This is a genomic window from Snodgrassella alvi wkB2 (genome assembly GCF_000600005.1).
Taxonomy (GTDB): domain Bacteria; phylum Pseudomonadota; class Gammaproteobacteria; order Burkholderiales; family Neisseriaceae; genus Snodgrassella; species Snodgrassella alvi.
The window spans coordinates 1,675,273-1,698,243 of sequence record NZ_CP007446.1 but is presented as its reverse complement, the minus strand read 5'-3'; the positions used below and the strand labels follow the sequence as shown (position 1 = coordinate 1,698,243).

Annotated in this window: 15 protein-coding genes; 5 read left to right on the top strand and 10 right to left on the bottom strand. The window is 39.1% G+C overall.

Features of this window, described 5'->3' with window-relative positions; genetic code table 11:
* The first annotated feature begins 151 nt into the window (after window positions 1-151).
* Window positions 152-2,842: a magnesium-translocating P-type ATPase gene (gene mgtA / locus SALWKB2_RS07680; protein ID WP_025331088.1), complete on the top strand. Its 2,691-nt coding sequence runs from the start codon at window positions 152-154 to the stop codon at window positions 2,840-2,842.
* A 222-nt stretch (window positions 2,843-3,064) separates the two neighbouring features.
* Window positions 3,065-3,307 carry a helix-hairpin-helix domain-containing protein gene (locus tag SALWKB2_RS07675; RefSeq protein WP_025331087.1) on the top strand — a complete coding sequence of 81 codons (243 nt, stop codon included), beginning with the start codon at window positions 3,065-3,067 and terminating at the stop codon, window positions 3,305-3,307.
* Between the two features lie 101 nt (window positions 3,308-3,408).
* Here the strand turns inward: SALWKB2_RS07675 and SALWKB2_RS07670 are convergent, their stop codons facing one another.
* The 8 genes from SALWKB2_RS07670 to SALWKB2_RS07635 all read right to left on the bottom strand — a co-directional run bounded on the left by SALWKB2_RS07670 (window position 3,409) and on the right by SALWKB2_RS07635 (window position 14,470).
* The gene (locus SALWKB2_RS07670) at window positions 3,409-4,677 is read right to left on the bottom strand and encodes a glycerate kinase type-2 family protein (RefSeq protein ID WP_025331086.1); all 1,269 of its coding nucleotides are present in this window, start codon (window positions 4,675-4,677) and stop codon (window positions 3,409-3,411) included.
* 31 nt (window positions 4,678-4,708) lie between these two features.
* The gene (locus SALWKB2_RS07665; protein WP_025331085.1) at window positions 4,709-5,566 is read right to left on the bottom strand and encodes a LysR family transcriptional regulator; all 858 of its coding nucleotides are present in this window, start codon (window positions 5,564-5,566) and stop codon (window positions 4,709-4,711) included.
* A 567-nt stretch (window positions 5,567-6,133) separates the two neighbouring features.
* On the bottom strand, window positions 6,134-6,586 hold the full coding sequence (locus tag SALWKB2_RS07660; RefSeq protein WP_025331084.1) for a hypothetical protein: 453 nt from the start codon (window positions 6,584-6,586) through the stop codon (window positions 6,134-6,136).
* A gap of 583 nt (window positions 6,587-7,169) precedes the next feature.
* On the bottom strand, window positions 7,170-7,568 hold the full coding sequence (locus tag SALWKB2_RS07655) for a DUF3592 domain-containing protein (RefSeq protein ID WP_025331083.1): 399 nt from the start codon (window positions 7,566-7,568) through the stop codon (window positions 7,170-7,172).
* A gap of 219 nt (window positions 7,569-7,787) precedes the next feature.
* Window positions 7,788-7,985 carry a hypothetical protein gene (locus SALWKB2_RS07650; RefSeq protein ID WP_025331082.1) on the bottom strand — a complete coding sequence of 66 codons (198 nt, stop codon included), beginning with the start codon at window positions 7,983-7,985 and terminating at the stop codon, window positions 7,788-7,790.
* 154 nt (window positions 7,986-8,139) lie between these two features.
* Complete coding sequence (locus SALWKB2_RS07645) at window positions 8,140-8,589, bottom strand: DUF3592 domain-containing protein (RefSeq protein WP_080690458.1); 450 nt, start codon at window positions 8,587-8,589, stop codon at window positions 8,140-8,142.
* A gap of 149 nt (window positions 8,590-8,738) precedes the next feature.
* Window positions 8,739-12,632, bottom strand: a complete 3,894-nt coding sequence (locus SALWKB2_RS07640) for a translocation/assembly module TamB domain-containing protein (protein WP_025331080.1) — start codon at window positions 12,630-12,632, stop codon at window positions 8,739-8,741.
* On the bottom strand, window positions 12,632-14,470 hold the full coding sequence (locus tag SALWKB2_RS07635; protein WP_038649639.1) for an autotransporter assembly complex protein TamA: 1,839 nt from the start codon (window positions 14,468-14,470) through the stop codon (window positions 12,632-12,634). Before SALWKB2_RS07635 ends, SALWKB2_RS07640 begins: the two co-directional genes overlap by 1 nt.
* A gap of 338 nt (window positions 14,471-14,808) precedes the next feature.
* Between SALWKB2_RS07635 and kdsA the strand changes: the two genes are divergently transcribed.
* The gene (kdsA, locus tag SALWKB2_RS07630) at window positions 14,809-15,648 is read left to right on the top strand and encodes a 3-deoxy-8-phosphooctulonate synthase (protein WP_025331078.1); all 840 of its coding nucleotides are present in this window, start codon (window positions 14,809-14,811) and stop codon (window positions 15,646-15,648) included.
* Between the two features lie 81 nt (window positions 15,649-15,729).
* On the opposite strand, the gene SALWKB2_RS07625 is transcribed toward kdsA, so the two are convergent.
* On the bottom strand, window positions 15,730-16,296 hold the full coding sequence (locus tag SALWKB2_RS07625) for an adenine phosphoribosyltransferase (protein ID WP_025331077.1): 567 nt from the start codon (window positions 16,294-16,296) through the stop codon (window positions 15,730-15,732).
* 195 nt (window positions 16,297-16,491) lie between these two features.
* Between SALWKB2_RS07625 and SALWKB2_RS07620 the strand changes: the two genes are divergently transcribed.
* A complete protein-coding gene (locus SALWKB2_RS07620) occupies window positions 16,492-18,702 on the top strand; it encodes a RelA/SpoT family protein (protein WP_051506559.1) in 2,211 nt (736 codons plus the stop codon).
* 128 nt (window positions 18,703-18,830) lie between these two features.
* Here the strand turns inward: SALWKB2_RS07620 and SALWKB2_RS07615 are convergent, their stop codons facing one another.
* Entirely contained in the window at window positions 18,831-19,607 is a 777-nt protein-coding gene (locus tag SALWKB2_RS07615) for an N-acetylmuramoyl-L-alanine amidase (RefSeq protein ID WP_025331075.1), read from the bottom strand.
* A 466-nt stretch (window positions 19,608-20,073) separates the two neighbouring features.
* Between SALWKB2_RS07615 and SALWKB2_RS07610 the strand changes: the two genes are divergently transcribed.
* The gene (locus tag SALWKB2_RS07610) at window positions 20,074-21,981 is read left to right on the top strand and encodes a phosphoethanolamine transferase (protein WP_025331074.1); all 1,908 of its coding nucleotides are present in this window, start codon (window positions 20,074-20,076) and stop codon (window positions 21,979-21,981) included.
* Window positions 21,982-22,971 lie beyond the last annotated feature (990 nt).

Sequence of the window (22,971 nt, the reverse complement as noted above, 5' to 3'; positions counted from 1 at the left end):
ATCTGATTATTTAACCGGGAATAAAACAATGGAAGAAGATTCGAGTCGACCGTTTATTTTATTAAAACAACAACTGCAACAAGGCCGTTGATGTTTCCGGGTTAACAGTATCTGCCGACTGGGAAACATCATGGTCGGTGAGGTACTGTTTATGAAAAAATTTAAAAAAATCATTTCTCAACCAGTAGTAATCAAGGCTGTGCTGGAGTCCCGCAATAGTCTTGACCGTACGCTGTCTAATTTACAGACCAGTTTAAATGGTCTGACTGAGCAGGATGTTAAAGAAAGACTGATCAGTTTTGGCAATAATGATGTAGCGCACGATAAAGCACCATCAGTCTGGCTGCAATTATTACTAGCCTTTAAAAATCCGTTTATTTTTGTTTTACTGGCGCTGGCTTTGGTAAGCTTTTTCACTGATTATCTGATTCCTTTGCATAATGGCGAAGAAACCAGTGTAAGCGGTATTACAATAATTCTGGTAATGGTTCTGCTCAGTGGTGTACTCAGTTTCTGGCAGGAATATCGTTCCAATAAAGCTGCACAGGCGCTGAAATCTATGATCAGCACCACTGCCACAGTAGTGCGCCGCAGCCATAGAGATATCAATGCAGAACAGCTTGAAGTACCGATTAAAGAAGTAGTACCGGGAGATATTATTTTGTTATCTGCCGGCGATATGGTACCGGCTGATGTGCGTCTGATTGAATCACGTGATTTGTTTATCAGTCAGGCTGTACTGACCGGTGAGTCTATTCCGGTAGAGAAATCTGATACTCTTGGTATGAATAGCTCGCTAGCTATTGAAGAGCAGCCATTATCAGCTGATCCGCTGGATGCAGAAAACATCTGCTTTATGGGTACTAATATTGTCAGTGGTACGGCTAAAGCTGTGGTTGTGGCAACAGGAAATGATACCTATTTTGGCTCTCTGGCCAAATCCATTGTCGGTACACGCAGCCAGACTGCGTTTGATCGCGGTGTAAACAGTGTAAGCCATCTGCTGATTCGTTTTATGCTGGTTCTGGTACCGGTGGTGTTGCTGATTAATGGCTTCACTAAGGGGGACTGGGGTGATGCTGCCCTGTTTGCACTTGCTGTTGCTGTCGGGCTGACTCCTGAGATGCTGCCCATGATTGTCAGTGCCAATCTGGCTAAAGGTGCTATGGCCATGGCACGGCGTAAGGTAGTGGTAAAACGCCTGAGTGCTATTCAGAATTTCGGTTCAATGGATATTTTATGTACAGATAAAACCGGTACATTAACTCAGGATAAAATTATTCTTGAGCATTACACGAATATTCATGGCAATAATGATAGTGAAGTTTTGCAACTGGCCTGGTTAAACAGTTCCTATCAGAGCGGTATGAAAAATCTGATGGATAAAGCCATTGTGCGTTTTGCACAGGAGCCTGAAAACAGGGCGGGTATCAGCGATGGTGGTTATCATAAAATTGATGAATTACCGTTTGATTTTATTCGCCGGCGTTTATCTGTGGTTTTACAGGATGAAGAACAGCGCCATGTGCTGATTTGTAAGGGCGCAGTGGAAGAAATGCTGTCTATTTCCAGCCGTGTTTATGAGCACGGAGAATATTTGCCATTAGATGCAGCGCGGCGGGAACAATTGCTGGCTTTAGCTGAAAGCTATAATAAGGAAGGCTTTCGGGTACTGGCGATTGGTAAAAAATACATTACTGCTGAAGCCCAGAAAGAACAATATGCAGTTGCTGATGAAACTGAGCTTACTCTGTTCGGCTTTCTGACATTTCTTGATCCGCCGAAAGACAGTGCTGCACAGGCTATTGCTGCGCTGAGTGAAAATGGTGTGGCTGTTAAGGTTTTAACTGGTGATAATGCGATTGTTACCCGTAAGATTTGTTATGAAGTAGGAATTGAAGCCGGACAGCCTTTACTAGGTAGTGAAATTGAGGCTCTAAGTGATGAGGTACTGAAACCTCTGCTGGAAAAACATACTGTATTCGCCAAACTAACACCATTACAGAAATCACGGATTATTCGTCTGCTTCAGGAAAACGGACATACAGTCGGTTTTCTTGGTGACGGTATCAATGATGCTCCGGCTCTGCGCGATGCCGATGTCGGTATTTCTGTGGATACGGCTACTGATATTGCCAAAGAATCGGCTGATATTATTCTGCTGGAAAAAAGTCTGATGGTATTGGAAGAGGGGGTAATCAAAGGACGTGAAACCTTTGGCAATATTATTAAATATCTGAATATGACTGCCAGCTCTAATTTTGGCAATGTGTTTTCAGTATTGTTTGCCAGTGCGTTCCTGCCGTTTCTGCCTATGCTGGCTATTCAGTTACTGATTCAGAATCTTCTGTATGATTTTTCTCAGCTATCATTGCCGTGGGATAAAATGGATGAGGAATTTTTGCGTAAACCGCGTAAATGGGATGTATCCAATATCAGCCGTTTTATGCTGTTTATCGGTCCTATTTCCTCTATATTTGATATCAGTACTTTTGCGCTGATGTGGTTTGTGTTCCATGCTAATGCGCCGGAAGTGCAGAATCTGTTTCATTCCGGCTGGTTTGTAGAAGGTTTATTGTCACAGACTCTGGTAGTACATATGCTGCGTACCCGCAGAATACCGTTTGTACAAAGTACTGCTGCTTTACCGGTATTGCTGATGACAGGGTTAATTATGGCTATTGGTATTTATATTCCGTTTTCGCCGATTAGCAGCTGGATCGGGCTGGTACCGCTGCCATGGCAATATTTCCCCTGGCTGGTACTGACACTGGGTTGTTACTGTGTTGTGACTCAGATAGTGAAACGCTGGTATATTCGCCGTTTCGGACAATGGTTCTGAATATTATGTAAAAAAGCGAGTTGAGTACTCGCTTTTTTCAGGTCTGAATCAGACAGGGACAAGCTAAATACTGATTTTATTGCCTGAATACTTTTATCAAAATGAGTATTAAGAACTGACTGTTTTAAGATTGAATCTGATTATTTTTCAGTTTGCTTTATGACTGATATTTATAGTATTTTAAATCATATTGAAGTTATTATATTCATAAAAGGGAAATAAATGGCATTTACTGAAACTGAAAAAGCGGCTTTGCTTACTGTAAAAGGGGTAGGAGAAAAGGTAATTATGCGTCTGGAGCAGATGGGTATTGATTCATTGGATAAGCTTGCCCTTGCAAACCCGCAGGATATCACTGAGCAGGCAGCCAGTCTGGTTGGCAGCAGCTGCTGGAAAAATAGTCCGCAAGCCAAAGCAGCTATCACTATGGCAGTAGATTTTGCGCGCGGAAAAATTCAGAAATGAGTAAATCTGTATAGTTTAGAGCAATTAACTACTGTATGTCTGATAAAAATATATTATTTATTAACAACAATTTATCAGGTTAGTTTTTACTATTATTTAATTTACAGCACTAAGATCGCACGAAAGTCATTGATATTGGTTAATGTCGGGGTTGTCACCAGTAGTTGTCCGGTTGTGCTAAAAAAATCATATGCATTATGATTATTCAGCATGTCTTGTGCTGATATTCCGCCCTGTTCAGCACGGAGTAATGTATCAGGTGTTATCCATGCTCCGGCATTATCTTCGCTGCCATCAATACCATCTGTATCGGCCGCCAGTGCATAAATATTGTTTGCTCCATTCAGAGCAATAGCCAGTGCCAGTAAAAATTCAGTGTTACGACCACCGCGTCCTTGTTGCCGGTTTAGGGTAACAGTGGTTTCTCCACCGCTGAGAATCAGCAAAGGTTTACTGCGCTGATGCCGGTTTTGCTGAAACAGAGCGATTCCGGCTATCACCTGAGCCACTTCCCGTGCTTCGCCACCTATACGGTCTCCCAGATACAGTACTTCAACTTCCTGATTGATTGCCCAATTTTGCACGGCAGTAAATACCTGATCAGGGTTAATAATTATATGAGCACTGCTGTTTGGAAGATTTTTAGGTGTTTCTGCATCAGCTTTGTTTAAATAGGCGATAACACTTGCAGGGAGGTCGATTTTGTATTGATTAACGATACGTTTAATATCAGCCAGCGTGGTAGGATCGGGCACACCTGCGCCGGAGCCTATGGTACTGATATCATCACCAACTACATCTGAAATAGCCAGGGTGGTGATATGTGCTGGTGCTGCTGCGGCAGCCAGTCGACCGCCTTTGATGCGGGAAAGATGTTTCCGCAGTGTATTCATGGCGTCTATGGGAACACCATTACTAAGTAACTGGCGGTTAATATATTGCTTATCAGCCAGTGTGATGCTGCTAACAGGCAGTGTGGTCAGAGCGGAAGCGCCACCTGAAACGAGATAATAAACCTGATCCTGCGGATTTAATCCGCTAACAGCATTAAGTAAGGCCTGAGCAGCAGTCTGTCCGGCAGAGTCCGGCAGGGGATGACTGGCTTCGAGTACTTTGATATGCTTTGTAGGGGTAGTGTGTCCGTAGCGGGTAACAACGACACCGGATAATGGCGGATAGTCTTGCGGCCATATTCTTTCCCATTCAGCTGCCATGGCAGCAGCAGCTTTGCCTGCACCGACAACTATCACTCGTCCGCATGGATTGGTCTGTGGTAACCAGTTACTCATTTTATTCACCGGACTGGCTTCTTCGATCGTATAGCGAAATAATTGCTGTAAAAAGCTGATGGCATTGTCGTGGCTGAGCATACTGTTTTCCCCTTAGACTTTATATTGGATTTTAGCGGTTTTTAGTAGTTTCAAATTTTTCTGCCAGAAAATCAATAAAACTACGCACTTTAGCGCTGAGAAATTCACGATTCATATAGGCTGCATACAGTGTATGGCTTTCCGGACAAGCGATGTGTTCGATGATTTCTAAACGTTTTTGTTGTATATCTTCTCTCACCATCCATTCAGGCAAGTATGCCAGTCCCATATGATTAAGCGCCATCTTGTGTATTAGCAGAGCACTGTTACTGGTACAGGCAGGAATAAGCGGTAAATCAAGATGAACGTATTGTGGTAACAGACCATAATGCTGTTTCAGGTCTGCTACAGTATGCGGCATGCCGTATTTTTGCAGATATTTCGGGCTGGCTACCCATAAAAAATCAATGCGGGTAATGGGTTTAACAATGAGATTGGGTTCAGGGTTATTGGTGACACGTAAAGCAAGATCGATACCCTCTGCAACCAGATCGGTACGCCGGCTGTCCAGGTTGATGGATAAACTTACCTCCGGAAATTGCTGCCGGTATTCTGATAGAATTTCACCAAACTGGCGTGAAGCACACCAGTTAGGAGCGGTAATTTTAAGTAAGCCCTGCGGTTTGACCGTACCAGCCTGTGCAACACGTTTGGCTTCGGTAAGTGTATCCAGTGCTTCTACACAGCGATGATAGTATTCCTGTCCGGCTTCGGTAAGGCTGATGCGACGGCTGGTACGGTTGAGTAGTTTAGCCTGAATGTTTTTTTCCAGATGATGCAGGTGTTTACTGGCCATCGCAGTAGAAATATCCATAAATTCAGCTGCTTTAGTGAAGCTGCCTAACTCTACTACGTAACGGAAAACCCACATGCTTTGTAATGTGTCCATTCTGTTTCTTTTAAGGAAATAATTATTTAATAAAAATGATATCGTTTCTTTTTAGTAAATTCAATACACTATTTTCATGTTTTTTATGAATGAATGGCAGAAATTACTATGTTTGAGATAGATAAGATTCATACTATGGAGGCTGAGTTTGCTTTGGGGTTACTACGTATAGTCGTAGCATTTTTATACATACAGCATGCCACGGCAAAATTTTTATAGCGGCGATTTTCAATGACTGACGGGAATGGATCAATAGTGTTATTTTTGATAATAAGTATTGCCGGTATGCAGGAATGACTGGGAAGTTTTCTGTTGCCGGCGGTGGTCATTTTTAAGACGGAAAATCGGTTTCAATAATTGCAGATTGTTACTTAAATGGCATTTTAAGCAGATGCCGGTGCTAGCGATAATTTTATGTATCTGCTGAAATAATTATTATAAACCTGGAATTATGTCTGATAAAAGTTATAAAGGTTTAATTGGATTGGATTTTTTAGGAATATATGCCAATTTCATTAGAAAAAAGATTATTTATTTTGTACTGAATTTTTTTATTTAAAACTAATGCTAATATCTTTTTTTAGATTTCCAATAATCCGGAGTTGATTTAGATTTTCGATAATAATAAATTGCAGTAATAATAATCATAAAAGATAAAAATAAATAACAATAAAACTCAAATTTACGGCTATGATTGCCTTTGATATCTGCTACTTTAGGAAAAAATTTACTATAGATAATTTTAATTGTATTACCAGGAGATAAGTGATAATCGCTACGAATATTTGTAATATAAGTTTTATTGTGTTTGTCGGTATATATAACTGTCAGTATATAGACTTCCCCAGTTTTTCTTGAGGAAAAGATAGATTCTTTGGAATCTATTACCGTAGCGAATGTTTCTTCACTGTATCTGGAAAGTATGAAAAGTAATTTTGCATCATATAAAGTTGTACCTATAATCTCAAAGCTAAAAAATATGGCAACCACTAACAAAAGTATTTTTTCTATTTTACTCATAATATAAAGAATAATAATAAATATTTACATATTAAATTAATTAAATAATATAATTTATTTATTTTTACAATTCAAGCAATATATAGAATGTTCAGAGTATTTCAAACCATGTGTCGGTTGTGTGCTCTGAACATCTTTATCAGTGATGACTTAATCAAAACGGCGGATATAACGAATTTCATTCCGGCTGATCCGGTACCTATGCGCACAATATTCTGATAATGGCGATTTTTATAACTGACGAGACTGGATCAATAGCATTTCGATAATAGGTGTTGCTGATATGCTGGAATGATTAGAAAATTTTCTGTTGCTGACGGGTCTGTTTGTGCGGGCTGAGTGGTTTACTGTTGTTGGTCGTTTTAAGACAGAAAATAGGTTTAAATAATTGCAGATTGTTACTTAATTGGCATTTTCAGTAGACACAGGTGTCAGTAATAATTTTATGTATCTGCTGAAATAATTATTATAAACCTGGAATTATGTCTGATAAAAGTTAAATTGGAATAGATTGGATTTTTTTTCAAGAATATAAGCTAATATCTTTAGAAAAAAGATTATTTATTTTGTATTAAATTTTTACTTAAAGCTTATGCTTATATTTTCTTTTGGATCTCCAAAAATTTGGACTGGATTTGAATTCCTGATACCCTTGAATTGTAAGAATAATAAAAATAAAGCAAATATATAAATTTATATTAAATTTCTTTTTGCGCAAACTGTTGTCTTTGCGATCGGCAACTTGAGGAGAAAATTTATTATAAATAATTGTAATTTTATCGCCAGGCTTCAAGCTATTTTCGGTTTTGATAGTATTTGTAATATAAGTTTTATTATATTTATCAGTAAATTCGGCTGTTACTAAATAATATTCACGATTTCTATAGACATAGGATTCGCTAGTTACTATCGTAGCTAATGTTTCTTCCCCATGTCTGGCAAGTCCGAAAATAATTTTCGCATCGGAGAAAGTTACAGCCATATATAGTGCGGTAAGGACTATAAAGCTGATATAGCAGGATATTATTATTATTTTGTTTATTTTTTTCATAATAAGGAGTTAATAACAGATATTTATATATAAAATTCATTGTACTAATATAATTTATTTATTTTTACAATTCAAGTAGTATATAAAATGTTCAGAGTATTTTAAACCATGTGCCGGTTGTGAACTCTGAACATTTTTATCAGTGATGACTTAATCGAAACGGCGGGTATAGCGGATTTCACCTCCGGCCGATCCAGTACCTATGCGCACTATGCTTTGCAGTGCACGGCTAATCTGATAGATGATGCTGATGATCTGGGTCGCACTTTCAATTCCATACAGATAACAGATATAAAGATTATCAGACAGATGTTTGTCGATTGTGATGACCTGTTCTGTAGGATTCATTAGTAAAGCTGCTCTGTCTCTACTAGGTAACCAAAAACCTATACATTTTGTAATGTATCCATTCTGTTTCTTTAAAGGAAATAATTATTCAGTAAAAAAGATATTGTTTCTCGTTAGTAAATTCAATACACTATTTTTTTATCTAAAACTGATATTAATATCTTTTTTTAAATTTCCAATAATTTGGATTGGATTTAAATTCCTGATAATAATAAATTACAGCAATGATAATCATAAAGGAGGCGAATAGTTCTGCAGAAAAATTATTTTTACGGTTATGGTTGCCTTTGATATCGGCTACCTGAGGAGAAAATTTATTATAGATAATTGTAATTTTATCGCCGGGATTTAAGTTTTTATAGGTTTTAATATCATTTTTGATATAGGTTTTATTATATTTATCGGTATATTCGACTTTCAGTATATAGGCGACTCGCCCACGTCCTTCGTCATGGGATTTGGTATCTATTACCGTAGCTGATGTTTCTTCCCCGTGTCTGGCAAGCCCGAAAATAAATTTCGCATCGGATAGAGTTAAAACTATAATCGAAACGCTAAAAACTATGGCAGCCACTGACAAGAGTATTTTTTCTATTTTTTCCATAATAAAACTATTATAACAAACATTTACATATAAAATTAATTAAATAATATAATTTATTTATTTTTATAATTAAAGCAATATATAAAATGTTCAGAGTATTTTAAACCATGTGCCGGTTGTATACTCTGAACATTTTTATCAGTGATGATTTAATCAAAACGGTGGGTATAGCGGATTTCACCTCCGGCCGATCCGGTACCTACGCGCACAATGCTTTGCAGTGCACGGCTAATCTGATAAGTAATGCTGACGGTCTGGGTCGCACTTTCAATTCCATACAGATAGCTGATATAAAGATTGTTAGACAGATGTTTGCCGATTGTGATGGCCTGTTCTGCAGGATTCATTTCGCCAGTCTGACTATTTCGGGTTTGCTGGCTGGTAAGGCCGATTTCGTCAAGTAAACCAAGCTTGTCATTCAGGCCTCCGGCAAGCCAGGCACTGGCCGCAGCTGCAATGGCGGCTTCGTCACCGGCGCTGCCGCTGCTGGGACGATTGAGTATCAGCCACGATAGTTTGTCTTTTTCACTCATGGCTTCATTGGCTATCAGATTAATACGCGGGCTATCCAGCCGTCCGAGTGCTTCAACACCCGCACCAACCTGTGAATAACGGCGTTTGGCACGTATTTTCAAATTGGGATTATCCATCGGACCTACGAAAGAAATGGTACTCCCTTGCTGAATAACCAGATCCTGTCCGTAAGCTTTATATTGTCCGCGGACAACGTTTACTGTACCTACAATTTGAACTGTGCTGCCCGGATTGGCAGTAGCAGTAAGCTGACCGCCAAGCAGAACGTCAATCCCTTCAGCACTGAAACGGAAAGCATCATTCATGTCTAAATCAAGATTGAGCCGGATCGGTGTAGGACGTTGCTGTTCTGCTGTCTTTTCGCGACCCAGTACGACAACATCGTCATCTAACTGTGGCATTCCTGATTTTTGCATACCAAAGAGACCTTTATCGACTTTTAGTTTGCCGTTCAGAACAATTCCGTGTGCAATAGTATACAGTAGCTGAGTATTTCCGCTTATGGTAAGGCGACGGTTTATCTGATCAAATATATTGTAATGGTCAAAGTGGGCAGTAACGTTAATATCTGGAGTGAGTTTGGTCATATCTACTACGCCACTGAGTTTAATAGTTCCGTCACGGCGCGCAAAACTAAGATTGTCAATTAACCAGCGCCGCCCCTGAAAGTGGCTTTTAAGGTTGCCGTTTTCAAGAATAGTGCCGTTGGCCTGATCTCGGTAGTAAAGGTTATTACCGGTAAGCGTACCATTAAGCAGAGGTTCATTCAGATGTCCGCTGATGCCGGCTTCGGCATGCATATTGCCCTTAAGCTGCATACCAATGGGCAGAAGATTGCGAATAGTGCTCAGATCAGGGCTATCAAGTTTTATACGTCCGCTGATGGGGGCAGTACTGACTTTGCCGTTATTGTCAGGAGTAATAACCAGTGTGGCATCTGTAGTTCCATAACGGGTAATACCACTCAGATGATTATTGATATGACCGTTCTGGAATTGTGCATCCAGACGTACATTTTGTAAGCCAAGTTTCTGCTGATGCTGTGGCAGGGTAATGTCACCGCCCTGCTGGTATAGTTTCAGATAGCCCTGCATGTGGCGACTGTAACTGAAGTTCCAGTCACCACCAATGATCAGGTTTTGCTCAACGGGTAATTCTATGACGTTGTGTAATTCGTGCAAAGCCAGATTGCTGGCTGAACCACGGGTAATCAGACCTTTATCTTTATCCCAGTTCAGATTATTCAGAGTTAAGTTACCGTTCAATGCAGCCCAGCGTGCATTTTGCATGCTGACATGCTCGGTTCCGGCCTCAAGCTGAATAGGATTGAGCAGTTTCAAATTAAGTGCGCCACTTATATCCAGAGCATTAACTCGTCCGCGCCACTGATAATGCTGGTCCAGACCACCATGCGCACTGAGATTAAAATGGTAAGCTTTGCCATCCAGAGTCAGATTGCTGCTACCCTGAAGCTGATGCTGGCTGCCGCGGCCATTGATTTTAATGTCGGTGCTGTTAATGACTGTGGGTTTTTCGCTGGTGCTGCCGGCGATGCTAATATGATCTGCATTCAGGTTAACCAGTAATGGCTGATTAATATCAGGTGATCCAAGAAGTTTAAAATCCAGCTGATTAATGTTAAGTAGTTGAGCAATTTGCAGGTTGCGTGCCGCACCAGTAAGATTTGCTGTAATTTTTTTGGGTTCTCCGGCGATAAAGCCTTTGGTGCTGAGCAAACCTTTCATGCCTAATCCGAATAATCCCAGATTGGGTGCATTGATATCAAGATTAAGCTTGTCACCTTTTTTACCAAAACTGCCATTGGTAGCTATCCGGTTCGGGCCGGCATTCAGGTTAATACTGGCCTGTTCCAGATGCTGATTGCGATAGCGGATGACGGCTTTGCCTGAAAGAGGTGCACCGGAAAGAATGCTGTTATGCCAGAGCATGTCAACCTGAATGGCAGGTTGTTGTGCCAATTGTCCGTTAACGTTGATATGTCCGTTGATACTGCCTGCCGGAAAATCTGAATTAACTTTGGCGGGATTAAAATTGTTGCTGTTAATGGCCAGCTGGATTGCTTTATTCTGATACAGTGCCAGACTGCCTTTGGCATTAAAGCTGCCGCCGCCATTGGGGGTGATGTTCAGTTTATCGAGTATCAGGGTTTGCTGATGTTTCTGTTCATCAGTAATAATCTGAATCGAACCCTCGCTGTCGCCTTTTTCACTGGACAGAAGCCATTGGGTAGTCAGACCGTTGAAACTGCCGGATACACGAATATGACCATTAAGTGAACCGGGTAGTGGTGTAGCCAGAGCATCGCTGGCGTAAATACGTAATAATTGGCTGTTGATATCGAGTTGTCTGGATGCACTATCGATATTTCCGCGGGTGATGATTTGTCCCTGCTGAAGCAGACGTGTAGTTAATGCCGGTAAGATAAGTTTGCCGTTATTATCGATGTTAATGTCACCTTCAATACTGCGTACAGGTAAACCGCCATGTTTGGCATCGTTGTAGGCCAGTGGCTGTTCATTCCCAAGCTTAATATGTCCGGCAAGCTGACCTTTGCCGTTGTTTACGGGTGCCAGATCTAAATTGAGATTCAGATCGGCAAATGGTAAGTTTGCATTAAAAGCAGCCGGATTAATATGGCGGCTTTGAAGATTCAGGCTGATGATTTTATGATTGAGTTGCAGTGCATACGGTCTGATGATGGCATGGGTACGGAAATGAATATTTCCGCCGTCCAGGCGGGCAAATATATCTGGCTGTTGCAGACTACCTTTGATGAGCGCAGCACTTTCAACCGCAGTTTTATCAATGGTGCCGCTTCCGTTCAGCTGTCCGCTCAGTATAAAGGGTGTCTGAGTGGTAATGGCTGCATTGCCGTGGATGTTCTGCCATGGTGTATTCAGCTCACTGAGAATAAGCTGATGTTTGTGATAGTCAAAAGTGTAACTGGCCTGGCTGGCAAGCAAAACTGGCGTTTCTTTTTTACCCAGTGTGAATCCACCAAGCTGAATGTTATCAATAATAACTTGTAATGGCAGACTGATGCTGTTGGGTAGGGTAGGAACGGGCTTGGGTTTGGGTACACTATGGTCTATATAATTAATTTTACCAACATCGAGCAGCCGTACGTGGAAGCGACGTCGCCATAATTCACGATTATTCCAGTCAAGACGTACTTTATCTATGGATAAATCAAAATCGCGATGGCTGACGTGAATATCTGTGCCGGAAAACCCGCGCCAGATAGTGCCGGTCAGATTTTTTGTCTGGATGTGCACCCCAAACCATTTCGGGACAGTATGTACACCAAAACGCAGACCGGATTCTGTACCAATCAGCCAGCATAATAGTGCCACAATAATAATAAACAAAGCCAGCAGAGAATACAGACTGGTTTTCAGCCATGATTTCCAGCGTGGTTTACGCGGGGGTAAGGAAGGCAGCGTGGCGGGAACTGGTGTTTCGCCTGAGTTGATAGTAGTTTCAGCCATTAGAATTTAGTTCCCAAACTGATAGACCAGCGCCATTTTTCATCATGATGGCCATAGGCTATATCAAAGGCAAACGGGGCAACCGGATTAAACCAGCGTACTCCGAATCCGCTGCCATGACGCCATTGCATGTCGCTGAAGTTTTTCGATACCGAACCGGCATCATGAAAAAGCGCCAGAGAAAAATCCTTATACACTGGAATCTGGTATTCAACACTGGCTACAGCCAGTGTACGGTTAGGTAACACTGAATTATGTGAGCTTTTAATACCGATACTGTCTATTTCATAACCACGTACGCTATTGGCACCACCGGCACGGAACATCAGCACAGAAGGTACGTTTACTGCATCACCGGTATGTACATAGCCAATCTGGCTGCGTAAAAACCATGTTCCGTATTTTTTGTTTTCAGGGGTGAAATAGTAGCCGCCACTGGCTGTAATTCTTTGCATGGATGCCGATGAAATCAGTTTACCCAGAGTGGTACCTACCTTACCTTCCAGATAATAACCATTAGCCGGTCGCAGCTGGGTTTCAATATTCTGACGTTTCCATGAAGCTGTCACCATAGTGGCATAGCTGTGTCCGAGATCAGGTCCATTTTCAATTTTGCTGCTTTCAGTAACGTATTCAATCCCGATCCGTGAATCAATTCCGTCACGGTCTCGAACCTTCCACATCCCGCTGGATAAGGCGCGGCTTTCCAGATGCTGGACAGTAGAGTAGGTATAGTTAAGATTGCTGGTCCAGTAGTGACCGCGATTGTCACGCGGCTGGCTCAGACCTAAACCGAAAGTAGTTTCATAGCGGTCTGTATCCAGCAAGGTTGAGCCGACAAACCCTTTATGAAAAACATTATAGTGGTCATACCCACCGCGAAAACCCGGACCGTTTTTGGTGTCATAACGTAAACCAAAGGTCAGCTTCTGGCGTCGCATTTCACTGACTTTCACCAGAACCGGCACCTGATTATTTTCCATATGGTCGAAATCTGCACTGACTACGGCATTACCATAATGGCTGTCCTGTTCCAGTGCCTGCTGATAGTCCAGAAGTTTGTCCAAATCATAGGGAGAGCCGGAAGCAAAACTGGCCATACCAGTGACGATTGAAACAGGATATCGTTCATTTCCGCTAACGTGAATATCACCAAAGTATACAGGCTGCTTACTGTCAATTGTGAGAGACAGTTCTGCCTTATTTTTTTGCGGATCAATAGTCGCACGGCTGGCGTTAATGGTTGCCAGCGGGTATTTTTTGCGCACAATAGCGCTGAGAACAGAAGATTTACTTGCAGACCAGTTACTCTGAGTAAACGGGTCACCTACAGGCAGCACCCAGTTATCAATAGCAGTTTTGTAATAGTTGGTCAGATTATCATCACTGGTTACGTCACCAATCAGAGAAACGTCGACATTTTCAATACGGGTCAGCGGACCGGGCTTTATATGGATAATGTAACTATTACTTTGTTTCTCCAGATTAACTTCAGCATTGAAGTATCCCTGAGTTTCCAGCATGGTTTGCGTTTGCTGAGGTGCTTCTTCTGCCAGAAAACTGAGCTGCTCATCATCCAGATCTTCAATCAATTGCTGAGTAATCAGAGGCAGATGATCATTAATCAGTTTTTTTAAGGATGAATTGTTAATATCTATGGTTACAGGAACTCGAGGACTTTTTGGTGTCTGAGGCTGTTTTTTTTCCTCAGATTCCTGTCCGTGCAGTAATCTGTGCAGCAGGCCGGTTTTGGGTGGCGGAACATCATCATCAGTATCATCACTGTCTGCTGGCAGGCTCACAGCCCACACCATGGAGGTAATGGACGACAGTAACATACTTAAAAACAGCCATTGCAAGCGCTTCTGCGTGAAATATACCAAAATCAGTCCTGTTTCAGAAAGTTAAAACATATGTCAGTTTTTGCAGTCTGTTTATATCTGCTATTGTAGCGTGAAACTGAAATTTCATCCTATGCCTTGAATGACACAGATATTCTATATTAATGTACAAACAAATTTAAAGTCATGATAACAGGTTTATTGAAATGTTAAATCATCAAAGCTGTTTACTGACTTGGACGAATGTCTGACATTTTTGTAGAATAAATAATTTAGGTTAATATGGATTATGTTATCCATTCACCCGAATTTACTGAGGATTAATTGTGGCCGGAATTATTCGTGTAGGCAATATTGAAGTAGCCAACCATTTACCGTTTGTACTGTTTGGTGGTCTGAATGTACTGGAAAATCTGGATTTAACAATGCGCACATGTGCACATTATGCAGAGGTTACCCGTAAACTGGGTATTCCGCTGGTTTTTAAGGCCTCATTCGATAAAGCCAACCGCTCTTCCATTCATTCCTATCGCGGAGTAGGGCTGGAAGAGGGAATGAAAATTTTTGCTGTGGTTAAGCAGGAATTCGGTGTGCCGGTAATTACCGATGTACATGAACCCTATCAGGCTGCACCGGTAGCAGAGGTTGCCGATGTATTGCAGTTGCCGGCGTTTTTAGCCCGTCAGACTGATTTAGTGGTGGCACTGGCACAAACCGGTAAAGTAATTAATATCAAAAAACCTCAGTTCCTAAGCCCGCACCAGATGAAGAATATTGTTGAAAAGTTTTATGAAGCCGGCAATCAGCAGCTTATTCTATGTGAGCGTGGCAGCAGCTTTGGTTATGATAATCTGGTAGTTGATATGCTGGGCTTTGGTGTGATGAAAAAAGTTTGTGCTGATTTACCGGTTATTTTTGATGTAACCCATGCATTGCAGCAACGTCAGGCTGATGCCGCAGCATCAGGCGGGCGTCGCAGTCAGGTACTGGATCTGGCATTAGCCGGTATGGCTACCCGGCTGGCCGGTTTATTTCTTGAATCACATCCTGATCCGGATAAGGCACGTTGCGATGGTCCTAGCGCTTTACCTTTGGATTTGCTCGAACCATTTCTTGCTCAGGTTAAAGCTGTGGATGAGCTGGTAAAAACCATGCCGGTACTGGATATTAACTAAATAAGTATATTTTTGCATAAAAAAGCAGAGCGTTTTGCTCTGCTTTTTTGTTGATCAGGTAAAAGTTCAACCAGAAGGATTTTATTGCTCAACAGAACCGGAATTCTGGTACAGCGTAAACAATGGTACTCCTTCATCTCGAATTTTTTTGCCGCCGGGCAAATCAGTAAATTCGATAATGGCAGCTGCCTCTACTACTTCAGCACCCAGTTTACGAATCAGTTTTACACCGGCATTCATCGTACCTCCGGTGGCAACCAGATCATCTACCAGCAGCACACGAGTACCCGGTTTTACCGCATCAGTGTGCATTTCGATGGTTGCATGTCCGTATTCCAGTTCGTAACTTTCCGCAATAGTAGTAAAAGGAAGCTTGCCTTTTTTACGGATAGGAACAAAACCGACATTCAGCTGATAGGCAAGAGCAGCACCGATAATAAAACCGCGTGCATCCAGACCGGCTACAACATCAATTTTCTGATCCATATACCGGTAAACCATTAAATCTACCAGCAGACGGAAGTACTGCGGGCTTTGTAATACCGGAGTAATGTCGTGAAATAAAATTCCTTCCTGCGGCCAGTTCGGAATTTTGCGAATTTTTTCGGCCAGCGCGTCAACACCTATGACTTCGGGATGAGTCTGCATTATAAATCCTTTAAAAATAAAGACTATATGCGAAAGCTATAAACGCGGGACGAGCGAAGTTATTTGCATATAGTGTATGCGAAAGTTGCGCATAATAGCACTATTCCTGTTTTTCTACAGCCTAATATGAAGCATAAAATGGTCTGTTTTGGTAAAATGGTCGCCATAATTTACACAAATCAACAGGTTGATAACATGGTTAGCACGCCTGATCAAGCTCTTGTCACCAATCCATGCTTACCGTGTGTCTGGTTAGATGATTATATTGCCACCTTACCAGCGGCGATGGGAGTAATGCTCCGGCATGCCCAGAGTTTGGTAAATAACAGCTATCCCAAAGACGCGGTAACCTTTGCCGGTGAAGATCTGTATATCAATTTAATGGCTGCTGCTAAATCGGTAGCAGATATGGATTTGATGGCTGATGCTGTTGCCGCCACGATGCTGAGCTGTCTGCCCAATTATGTCACTGACTGGAAAAATATTGTCAAAGAAGAATGTGGTGACAGTGTGATGCAGCTGGTTGCGGGTTTGTATCAGGTACAGAAGCTTACTTATTTTGTCAGCATCAGCCCGCTGGCTACACAGGAGGAACGGCAGCAGCAGGCTGAAGCAATGCGACAGATGTTACTGGCGATGGTATCGGATATCCGGGTCGTATTGATTAAACTTGCTATGCGCGCCCAGACCATGAGTTACCTGAGTAAAGTCACAGACGAAAAATTAAAAAAGGACGTAGCTAAAGAAACCATGACAGTTTTTGCTCCTCTGGCCAATCGTCTGGGTGTATGGCAGCTGAAATGGCAGCTTGAGGATTTAAGTTTTCGTTATCAGAATCCGGATGAATATAAGAAAATTGCCCGTCTGCTGGATGAAAAGCGTACTGAGCGTCTGGACTATATTGAACATTTTGTTGATACCCTCAGACAGCAACTGAGCCGCCTGAACATGCATTTTGAAGTGGCCGGACGACCAAAGCATATCTATTCCATTTACCGTAAAATGGTAAAAAAGAAACTGAGCTTTGATGGTTTGTATGATATACGGGCCGTACGCATTCTGGTGGATACAGTAGCAGACTGTTATGCCACTCTGGGAATCGTGCACAGCTTATGGCAGCCTATACCGGGTGAGTTTGATGATTATATTGCTCATCCTAAGCCCAATGATTATCAAAGTTTGCATACTGTTGTTGTCGGGCCTGAAGACAAAGGTGTGGAAATCCAGATTCGAACTTTTGATATGCATCGTTATGCAGAGTTTGGAGTGGCCGCTCACTGGCGCTATAAAGAGGGTGGCAAGGGTAATGAAGCCTATGAACATAAAATCGCATGGTTACGTCAGTTGCTCGACTGGCGCGAAAATATCGCCGAAAACGATAGTAGCCGTGAAGATCTGTCACGTGCTTTTCAGACAGAACTGTTTAACGACACTATTTATGTTCTGTCTCCGCATGGCAAGGTATTCTCTTTACCGGCTGGTGCCACACCGATTGATTTTGCCTACGCATTACATACAGATATTGGTAACCGTTGTCGTGGTGCCAAAGTAGACGGACAGATTGTCCCGTTATCCACACCATTGGAGAATGGTCAGCGGGTTGAAATTATTACTGCACGCGAAGGTAGACCATCGGTTAACTGGCTGCATGATGGCTGGGTGAAAAGTAATAAAGCCATTAGTAAGATTCGTGCGTTTATCCGGCAGCAGAACGGTGAATCCATACGGGAATCAGGACGTGCTGCGCTGGAAAAACAGTTAGTAAAAATGCAGGTGCAGCCAAATATTCATAAGCTGGCTGAAGCTCTGGGATTTTCCAGTGCAGATGATTTTTATCTCTCTATGGGGCATGGTGAAGTTTCCGGTCGCATGATTCAGAAAGCAGTCGATACTTTACTGGAAAAACCGGAAGCACCGGTAACAGAAAATCATTTAGTCAAACGAAGTAAAATTAAGAAAAATTTTGGTGGTGTTCTCGTGGATGGTGAGGCTGGTTTATTTACGACACTGGCTAAATGCTGCAAACCGGCATTCGGAGACAAAATTATTGGTTTTGTAACACGGGAACGTGGTATCTCAATCCATCGCAGCAATTGTTCTTCGTTTCAATATCTGGCTCAGATTTCTCCGGATAAAGTATTACCTGCATCCTGGGCAAGTGATTCAGCCGGGCAGGTTTTTGCTATTGATATCGAAATTCGTGCCAGAGACCGCAGTGGATTATTACGCGATATTTCTGAAACACTGGCACGCAACCGGCTTAATGTTACTGCGGTACAGACGTTATCACGTGATATGGAAGCTCAGTTGCGATTTACTGTTGAAGTACAGCAGGTAAATGATTTACCCCGGGTACTTAGCCACCTGAGCGATGTTAAAGGTGTACTCTCAGTAACCCGTTTATAAGCAATTGCTATCCGCTGCGGATAAATTATCGGTTTATTTATCATTCATCTGAAAAAGCCACGGACTTAATGCTTATGTTCGTGGCTTGTTCAAACTGCTTAACATCTGCTTCTTTTTAGGTAAGAGTTTTATGCCCCCGGAAAATATTTATCAATTAAAGCGTATAAAATAGCAACCGTTTCGCAATCCACTCTTCCGCTATAGTCTGTCGGACGGAAATGCAGTTGAAAAGCACGTATCAGTTTGTTGAATTGTTCAGCATCAGCGTCAGCACCGGTGATATCGTAACCATAACGATTTAATTGTTTTAAAATGGTTGCATTATCAGGTATCCCTTGTTTTGTGAACTGCTTTAAATAATTTAATTTGGTTTTTGTATCAAACCAGGCGCCAATTCCAGCTTTGTACAGTTCTTTCCATGGAAAGGCCGCACCCGGATCACTTTTGCGTTGTGGTGCGATATCTGAATGGCCAATAACATGAGTTGGCGTAATGTCCGGATAACGCTGGAGAATATTCAGAGCTAGTTGTTTGAGCGCTTTAATCTGATTTACTCCATAGGATGGAAAAGTAAATATACCGTTATTATCGGTAGCCAGATTAACAACTTCTATACCTATGGAAGTATCATTCAGATTACTACGACCTTGCCAGCTACTGACACCTGCATGCCAAGCCCGGTCTGTTTCTGCCACCAGATTAAAAATACGCAGTTCTTTAAAGCCGGCTGCCTGATAGCTTGCTTCTGCTTCATCCGGAATCAGATAATGAATACTCGTATTTGGACCGATGAGTGATTTGATCGAATCAGCAAAATTTTCAGCAGTATAATGCAATATTAAAAAACGTACACGCTGGTTAAAACTGTTTATAGAGCGATAGCTATTGTAGTCAATATGATGCATATTATTTTTCTCCTTTATATTATATTGATAATTTGTTTAATTTTGTATGAATAAGATATTGGTAATTAAAGATTTGTTATTTACTAATCTAAATTTATAGATAATGCTAATAAAATTTATTTTTAAATTAAATATTTATTAAGCTTTTATGTATGGATAATTATAACATTATTAATATAAAAAGTAAATATTAATTTATTAGTATGTTAATTATATTGTTTTTATATGTAAAGGATATTGTTTTTATATGTAAAGGATATTGAATGATATGCTATCTTTACCATATATATTCAGGTATAATTAACCCAGTCAAATTTTATTTAAGAAAAGATTTATTTGATTGATTATTTTGAAAGTTTTTATTGATTGTTATTTCAATAAATTATTTTATTACAAAATAAAAAATTTAAAGTTTATATGAAAGTAAAGATTAATCTTTCTTTGTTCAAAAGGTAAAGTTTTTATTATGTTACGAAAGAATATATTATTATATTTTTTATATATTGTATCATCTATCATTTTATTATTCGGGCTTGGTTATACAAAAAATTGGGAAAATAAAGATATAATTGTTGGTTTGATATTTTTGGGTTGTTATATCTTTGGTACTAAATACAGATTTACATCAATAATTTTATTGGTTACTTTTTCTGTTTTATCTTTTTATTTTCCAACTGGAATTATTTATGGCAAGCCGACAGAAGCAATTTTAATATCCTTAATACAAACCAATAAATTAGAAGTTATTGGCTATTTAATGGCTATTAAATATGAAATATTTTTATCTGTTTTATATATAATTATCCAATTTTTTATATATCAAATAACAAAAAAAGAAAAATATAAATTTAAATACTTTACTATCATCGCATTTATATTTTTATATATAGTCAGTTTATTTGGTATCTCAGTTAATCATCATGGTATAAATAGAAACGCCTTTTTAAAAAATTCAATAGATTCATGGAAAGTTATTCGCAAACAAAAAGAAGAACAACGAATAAATTTAGGTGATAGTAGAGCAATTAAAATAGAAGGTAAAATAGATAATAATGATGATACAGAAATAAGGGTAGTTATTATTGGAGAGTCGGTACGTAGAGATTATATGTCAGTATATGGTTATCCCAATAACACAACTCCGTTTCTTAATTCAGCAAAAGGTATTTTTATTAATGGATTTGTATCACCTGGGCCAAATACAGTTTCCTCATTATCACGGATGTTGTTTAAAGCTAATCCAAATGAAAATCAAATTTTATGGGGTATTAATGTCATTTCTCTTGCAAATAAATCTGGATATGAAACATACTGGATTAGTAATCAAGGAGTAAATGGATGGGGTGATGATTTACTTTTTAACTTATCCAAATTAGCAAGTTCGGCACATTTTTTAAAAAAAGGCGATTTTGATTCTGGTGCAAATGATGATATTGAAATGTTACCCGTATTTTCACAAATAATAAATAAAAATCAGAATTCGAAAGTTATATTTATTCATATGATGGGTTCTCATGAACCAGTATGTAAAAGATTAGGAGAATTTAAACCTAGTTTTAATATAAATAGTGAAGCTGGTTGTTATGCAGCTACAATAGAAAAGCTTGATTCATTTATTAAACTCATAACTGAAAATTTAAAAGGGAAAAAATATAAATTGATGTATTTTTCTGATCATGGACTGTCTGTTGAAAAAAAACATTCTTTTCATGATGTAGATTTATATGAAGAGTATCAGGTTCCTTTATTTTATTTAGATTCAAAAGAAGAAAAACATATTAATTTTAATAAAACGATAAGTGGTTTAAATTTACTAGATATATATTCATCATTTATCAATGTAAAAACAAATGTTACCAATAGTGATTATAGTTTTAAATTATTAGATCAGATACAAAATGATCCAGACCCAATTATATACTGGGAAAAATACAAACATATTTCGAGTATACAAAAGAAGCAACCTGCTATAACTGATATTGATGCGGATTTAATTTTGAAAAATGTTAAAAAATTAGACCAAAATCTTCAACTTTCAGATAAGTGTTTTGGGTCTATTGAGGATGTTGAGATTGCTTATCCATCAAATCAAAGGATTTATAGAATATCTGGATGGGCTGCTTCTGATAAAGAAATAAAGCCATTATCTGGAACAGTTGGAAGTTTTATTATAAATAATAATAAAATAATTTTTATAGAAGGAGAGCCAGAATCTAGAATTGATATTCACAAACATTTTGAAGTTCCGAAAGAAATAAGTAGTTTTTATGGGATATCAAGTTATTTAGATAAGAAATATATTAATCCACAAAATAAAATCTATTTTGGTTACAAAAATCAATACGGTAATTATATTATTTGTAGATCTTATTGATAAATATAAATTTAAACAAAATAACCTACAAAAGTAGGTTATTTTGTTTTAAAAAAAGCCAAAGCTATTTACTAATCAAAATAAATGAAATATTCCTAATATCTCTGGCTCTATACACTAAATAGTTAAAGAAAAGACAGAATTTTTCTATAAACTTCCTTTTTAAAAAGTAGAATTGACAGATGTTTAAATTAATTTTGGCATTGAAGAAAATATGTTTGCTAGTAGAATAGAAAATTATTTTCTGATAATTCGACTATTCTTATACTTAATATTTAGATTATTGACTTTAAAAATTATTTACTAATTAATTTTATTATATTTGCGGAATAAAACAAAAGTAATTTGAATATTTTGGCAAGAAGTAAAATAAAAAAACGAATAAAGATACACAAGCAGAAAATTTCACCTGAAATGAAAACAAGTTGTATAAGTTGTGAAGATTCTATAAAAAATAATATACCGTTAATAAAAAACAAAAAGAGGCAGTTTATCAGAGATAATCCGGAGCTGCTAAGTAAAGAAATAAATGAAAAGGATTCACTATTTTCAATATTAAAAAAAATATATTTTACAGGTTTAATAGTAGAAACAGATATAATCAATATAAAAGTTAAAAAATTAATTCCGAGCAGAATTAAGTTTAATTTTCCGATTCCAAGCAAAAGCTTGAATTGGTAAGTATAATCACCAATAGAATAGTAAAATCCAATCATGCAGATTATAACTAATGAGTAACTAGTTAAAAACATAAATAAATCTTCGGATACAAGTCTATAAGAAGAAATCTGAACATTTTTTTCTGCCCGTAAAAAATATTTTATGATTTTTATATTTATTAGTATAAAAAAACTGACTGCCCAGCAATATAAAATGAAATATATCATTAAACCATAAATAGTGTACGCTAAATCTCTGTCGATACCTAATAAATAAACAACAAAGTGAAATAGCAAAATCAAACCAATGTTAAGTGCTAATTTAAAAAAT

What these genes read in the sequence shown, in the direction of transcription:
- SALWKB2_RS07635 (WP_038649639.1), bottom strand. Translation starts at nt 14,470, where the DNA reads ATGTTACTGTCGTCCATTACCTCCATGGTGTGGGCTGTGAGCCTGCCA.
- SALWKB2_RS07620 (WP_051506559.1), top strand. Translation starts at nt 16,492, where the DNA reads ATGGTTAGCACGCCTGATCAAGCTCTTGTCACCAATCCATGCTTACCG.
- SALWKB2_RS07645 (WP_080690458.1), bottom strand. Translation starts at nt 8,589, where the DNA reads ATGGAAAAAATAGAAAAAATACTCTTGTCAGTGGCTGCCATAGTTTTT.
- SALWKB2_RS07670 (WP_025331086.1), bottom strand. Translation starts at nt 4,677, where the DNA reads ATGCTCAGCCACGACAATGCCATCAGCTTTTTACAGCAATTATTTCGC.
- SALWKB2_RS07625 (WP_025331077.1), bottom strand. Translation starts at nt 16,296, where the DNA reads ATGCAGACTCATCCCGAAGTCATAGGTGTTGACGCGCTGGCCGAAAAA.
- SALWKB2_RS07675 (WP_025331087.1), top strand. Translation starts at nt 3,065, where the DNA reads ATGGCATTTACTGAAACTGAAAAAGCGGCTTTGCTTACTGTAAAAGGG.
- SALWKB2_RS07615 (WP_025331075.1), bottom strand. Translation starts at nt 19,607, where the DNA reads ATGCATCATATTGACTACAATAGCTATCGCTCTATAAACAGTTTTAAC.
- mgtA (WP_025331088.1), top strand. Translation starts at nt 152, where the DNA reads ATGAAAAAATTTAAAAAAATCATTTCTCAACCAGTAGTAATCAAGGCT.
- SALWKB2_RS07650 (WP_025331082.1), bottom strand. Translation starts at nt 7,985, where the DNA reads ATGAATCCTACAGAACAGGTCATCACAATCGACAAACATCTGTCTGAT.
- SALWKB2_RS07610 (WP_025331074.1), top strand. Translation starts at nt 20,074, where the DNA reads ATGTTACGAAAGAATATATTATTATATTTTTTATATATTGTATCATCT.
- SALWKB2_RS07655 (WP_025331083.1), bottom strand. Translation starts at nt 7,568, where the DNA reads ATGGCTGTAACTTTCTCCGATGCGAAAATTATTTTCGGACTTGCCAGA.
- SALWKB2_RS07665 (WP_025331085.1), bottom strand. Translation starts at nt 5,566, where the DNA reads ATGGACACATTACAAAGCATGTGGGTTTTCCGTTACGTAGTAGAGTTA.
- SALWKB2_RS07660 (WP_025331084.1), bottom strand. Translation starts at nt 6,586, where the DNA reads ATGAGTAAAATAGAAAAAATACTTTTGTTAGTGGTTGCCATATTTTTT.
- SALWKB2_RS07640 (WP_025331080.1), bottom strand. Translation starts at nt 12,632, where the DNA reads ATGGCTGAAACTACTATCAACTCAGGCGAAACACCAGTTCCCGCCACG.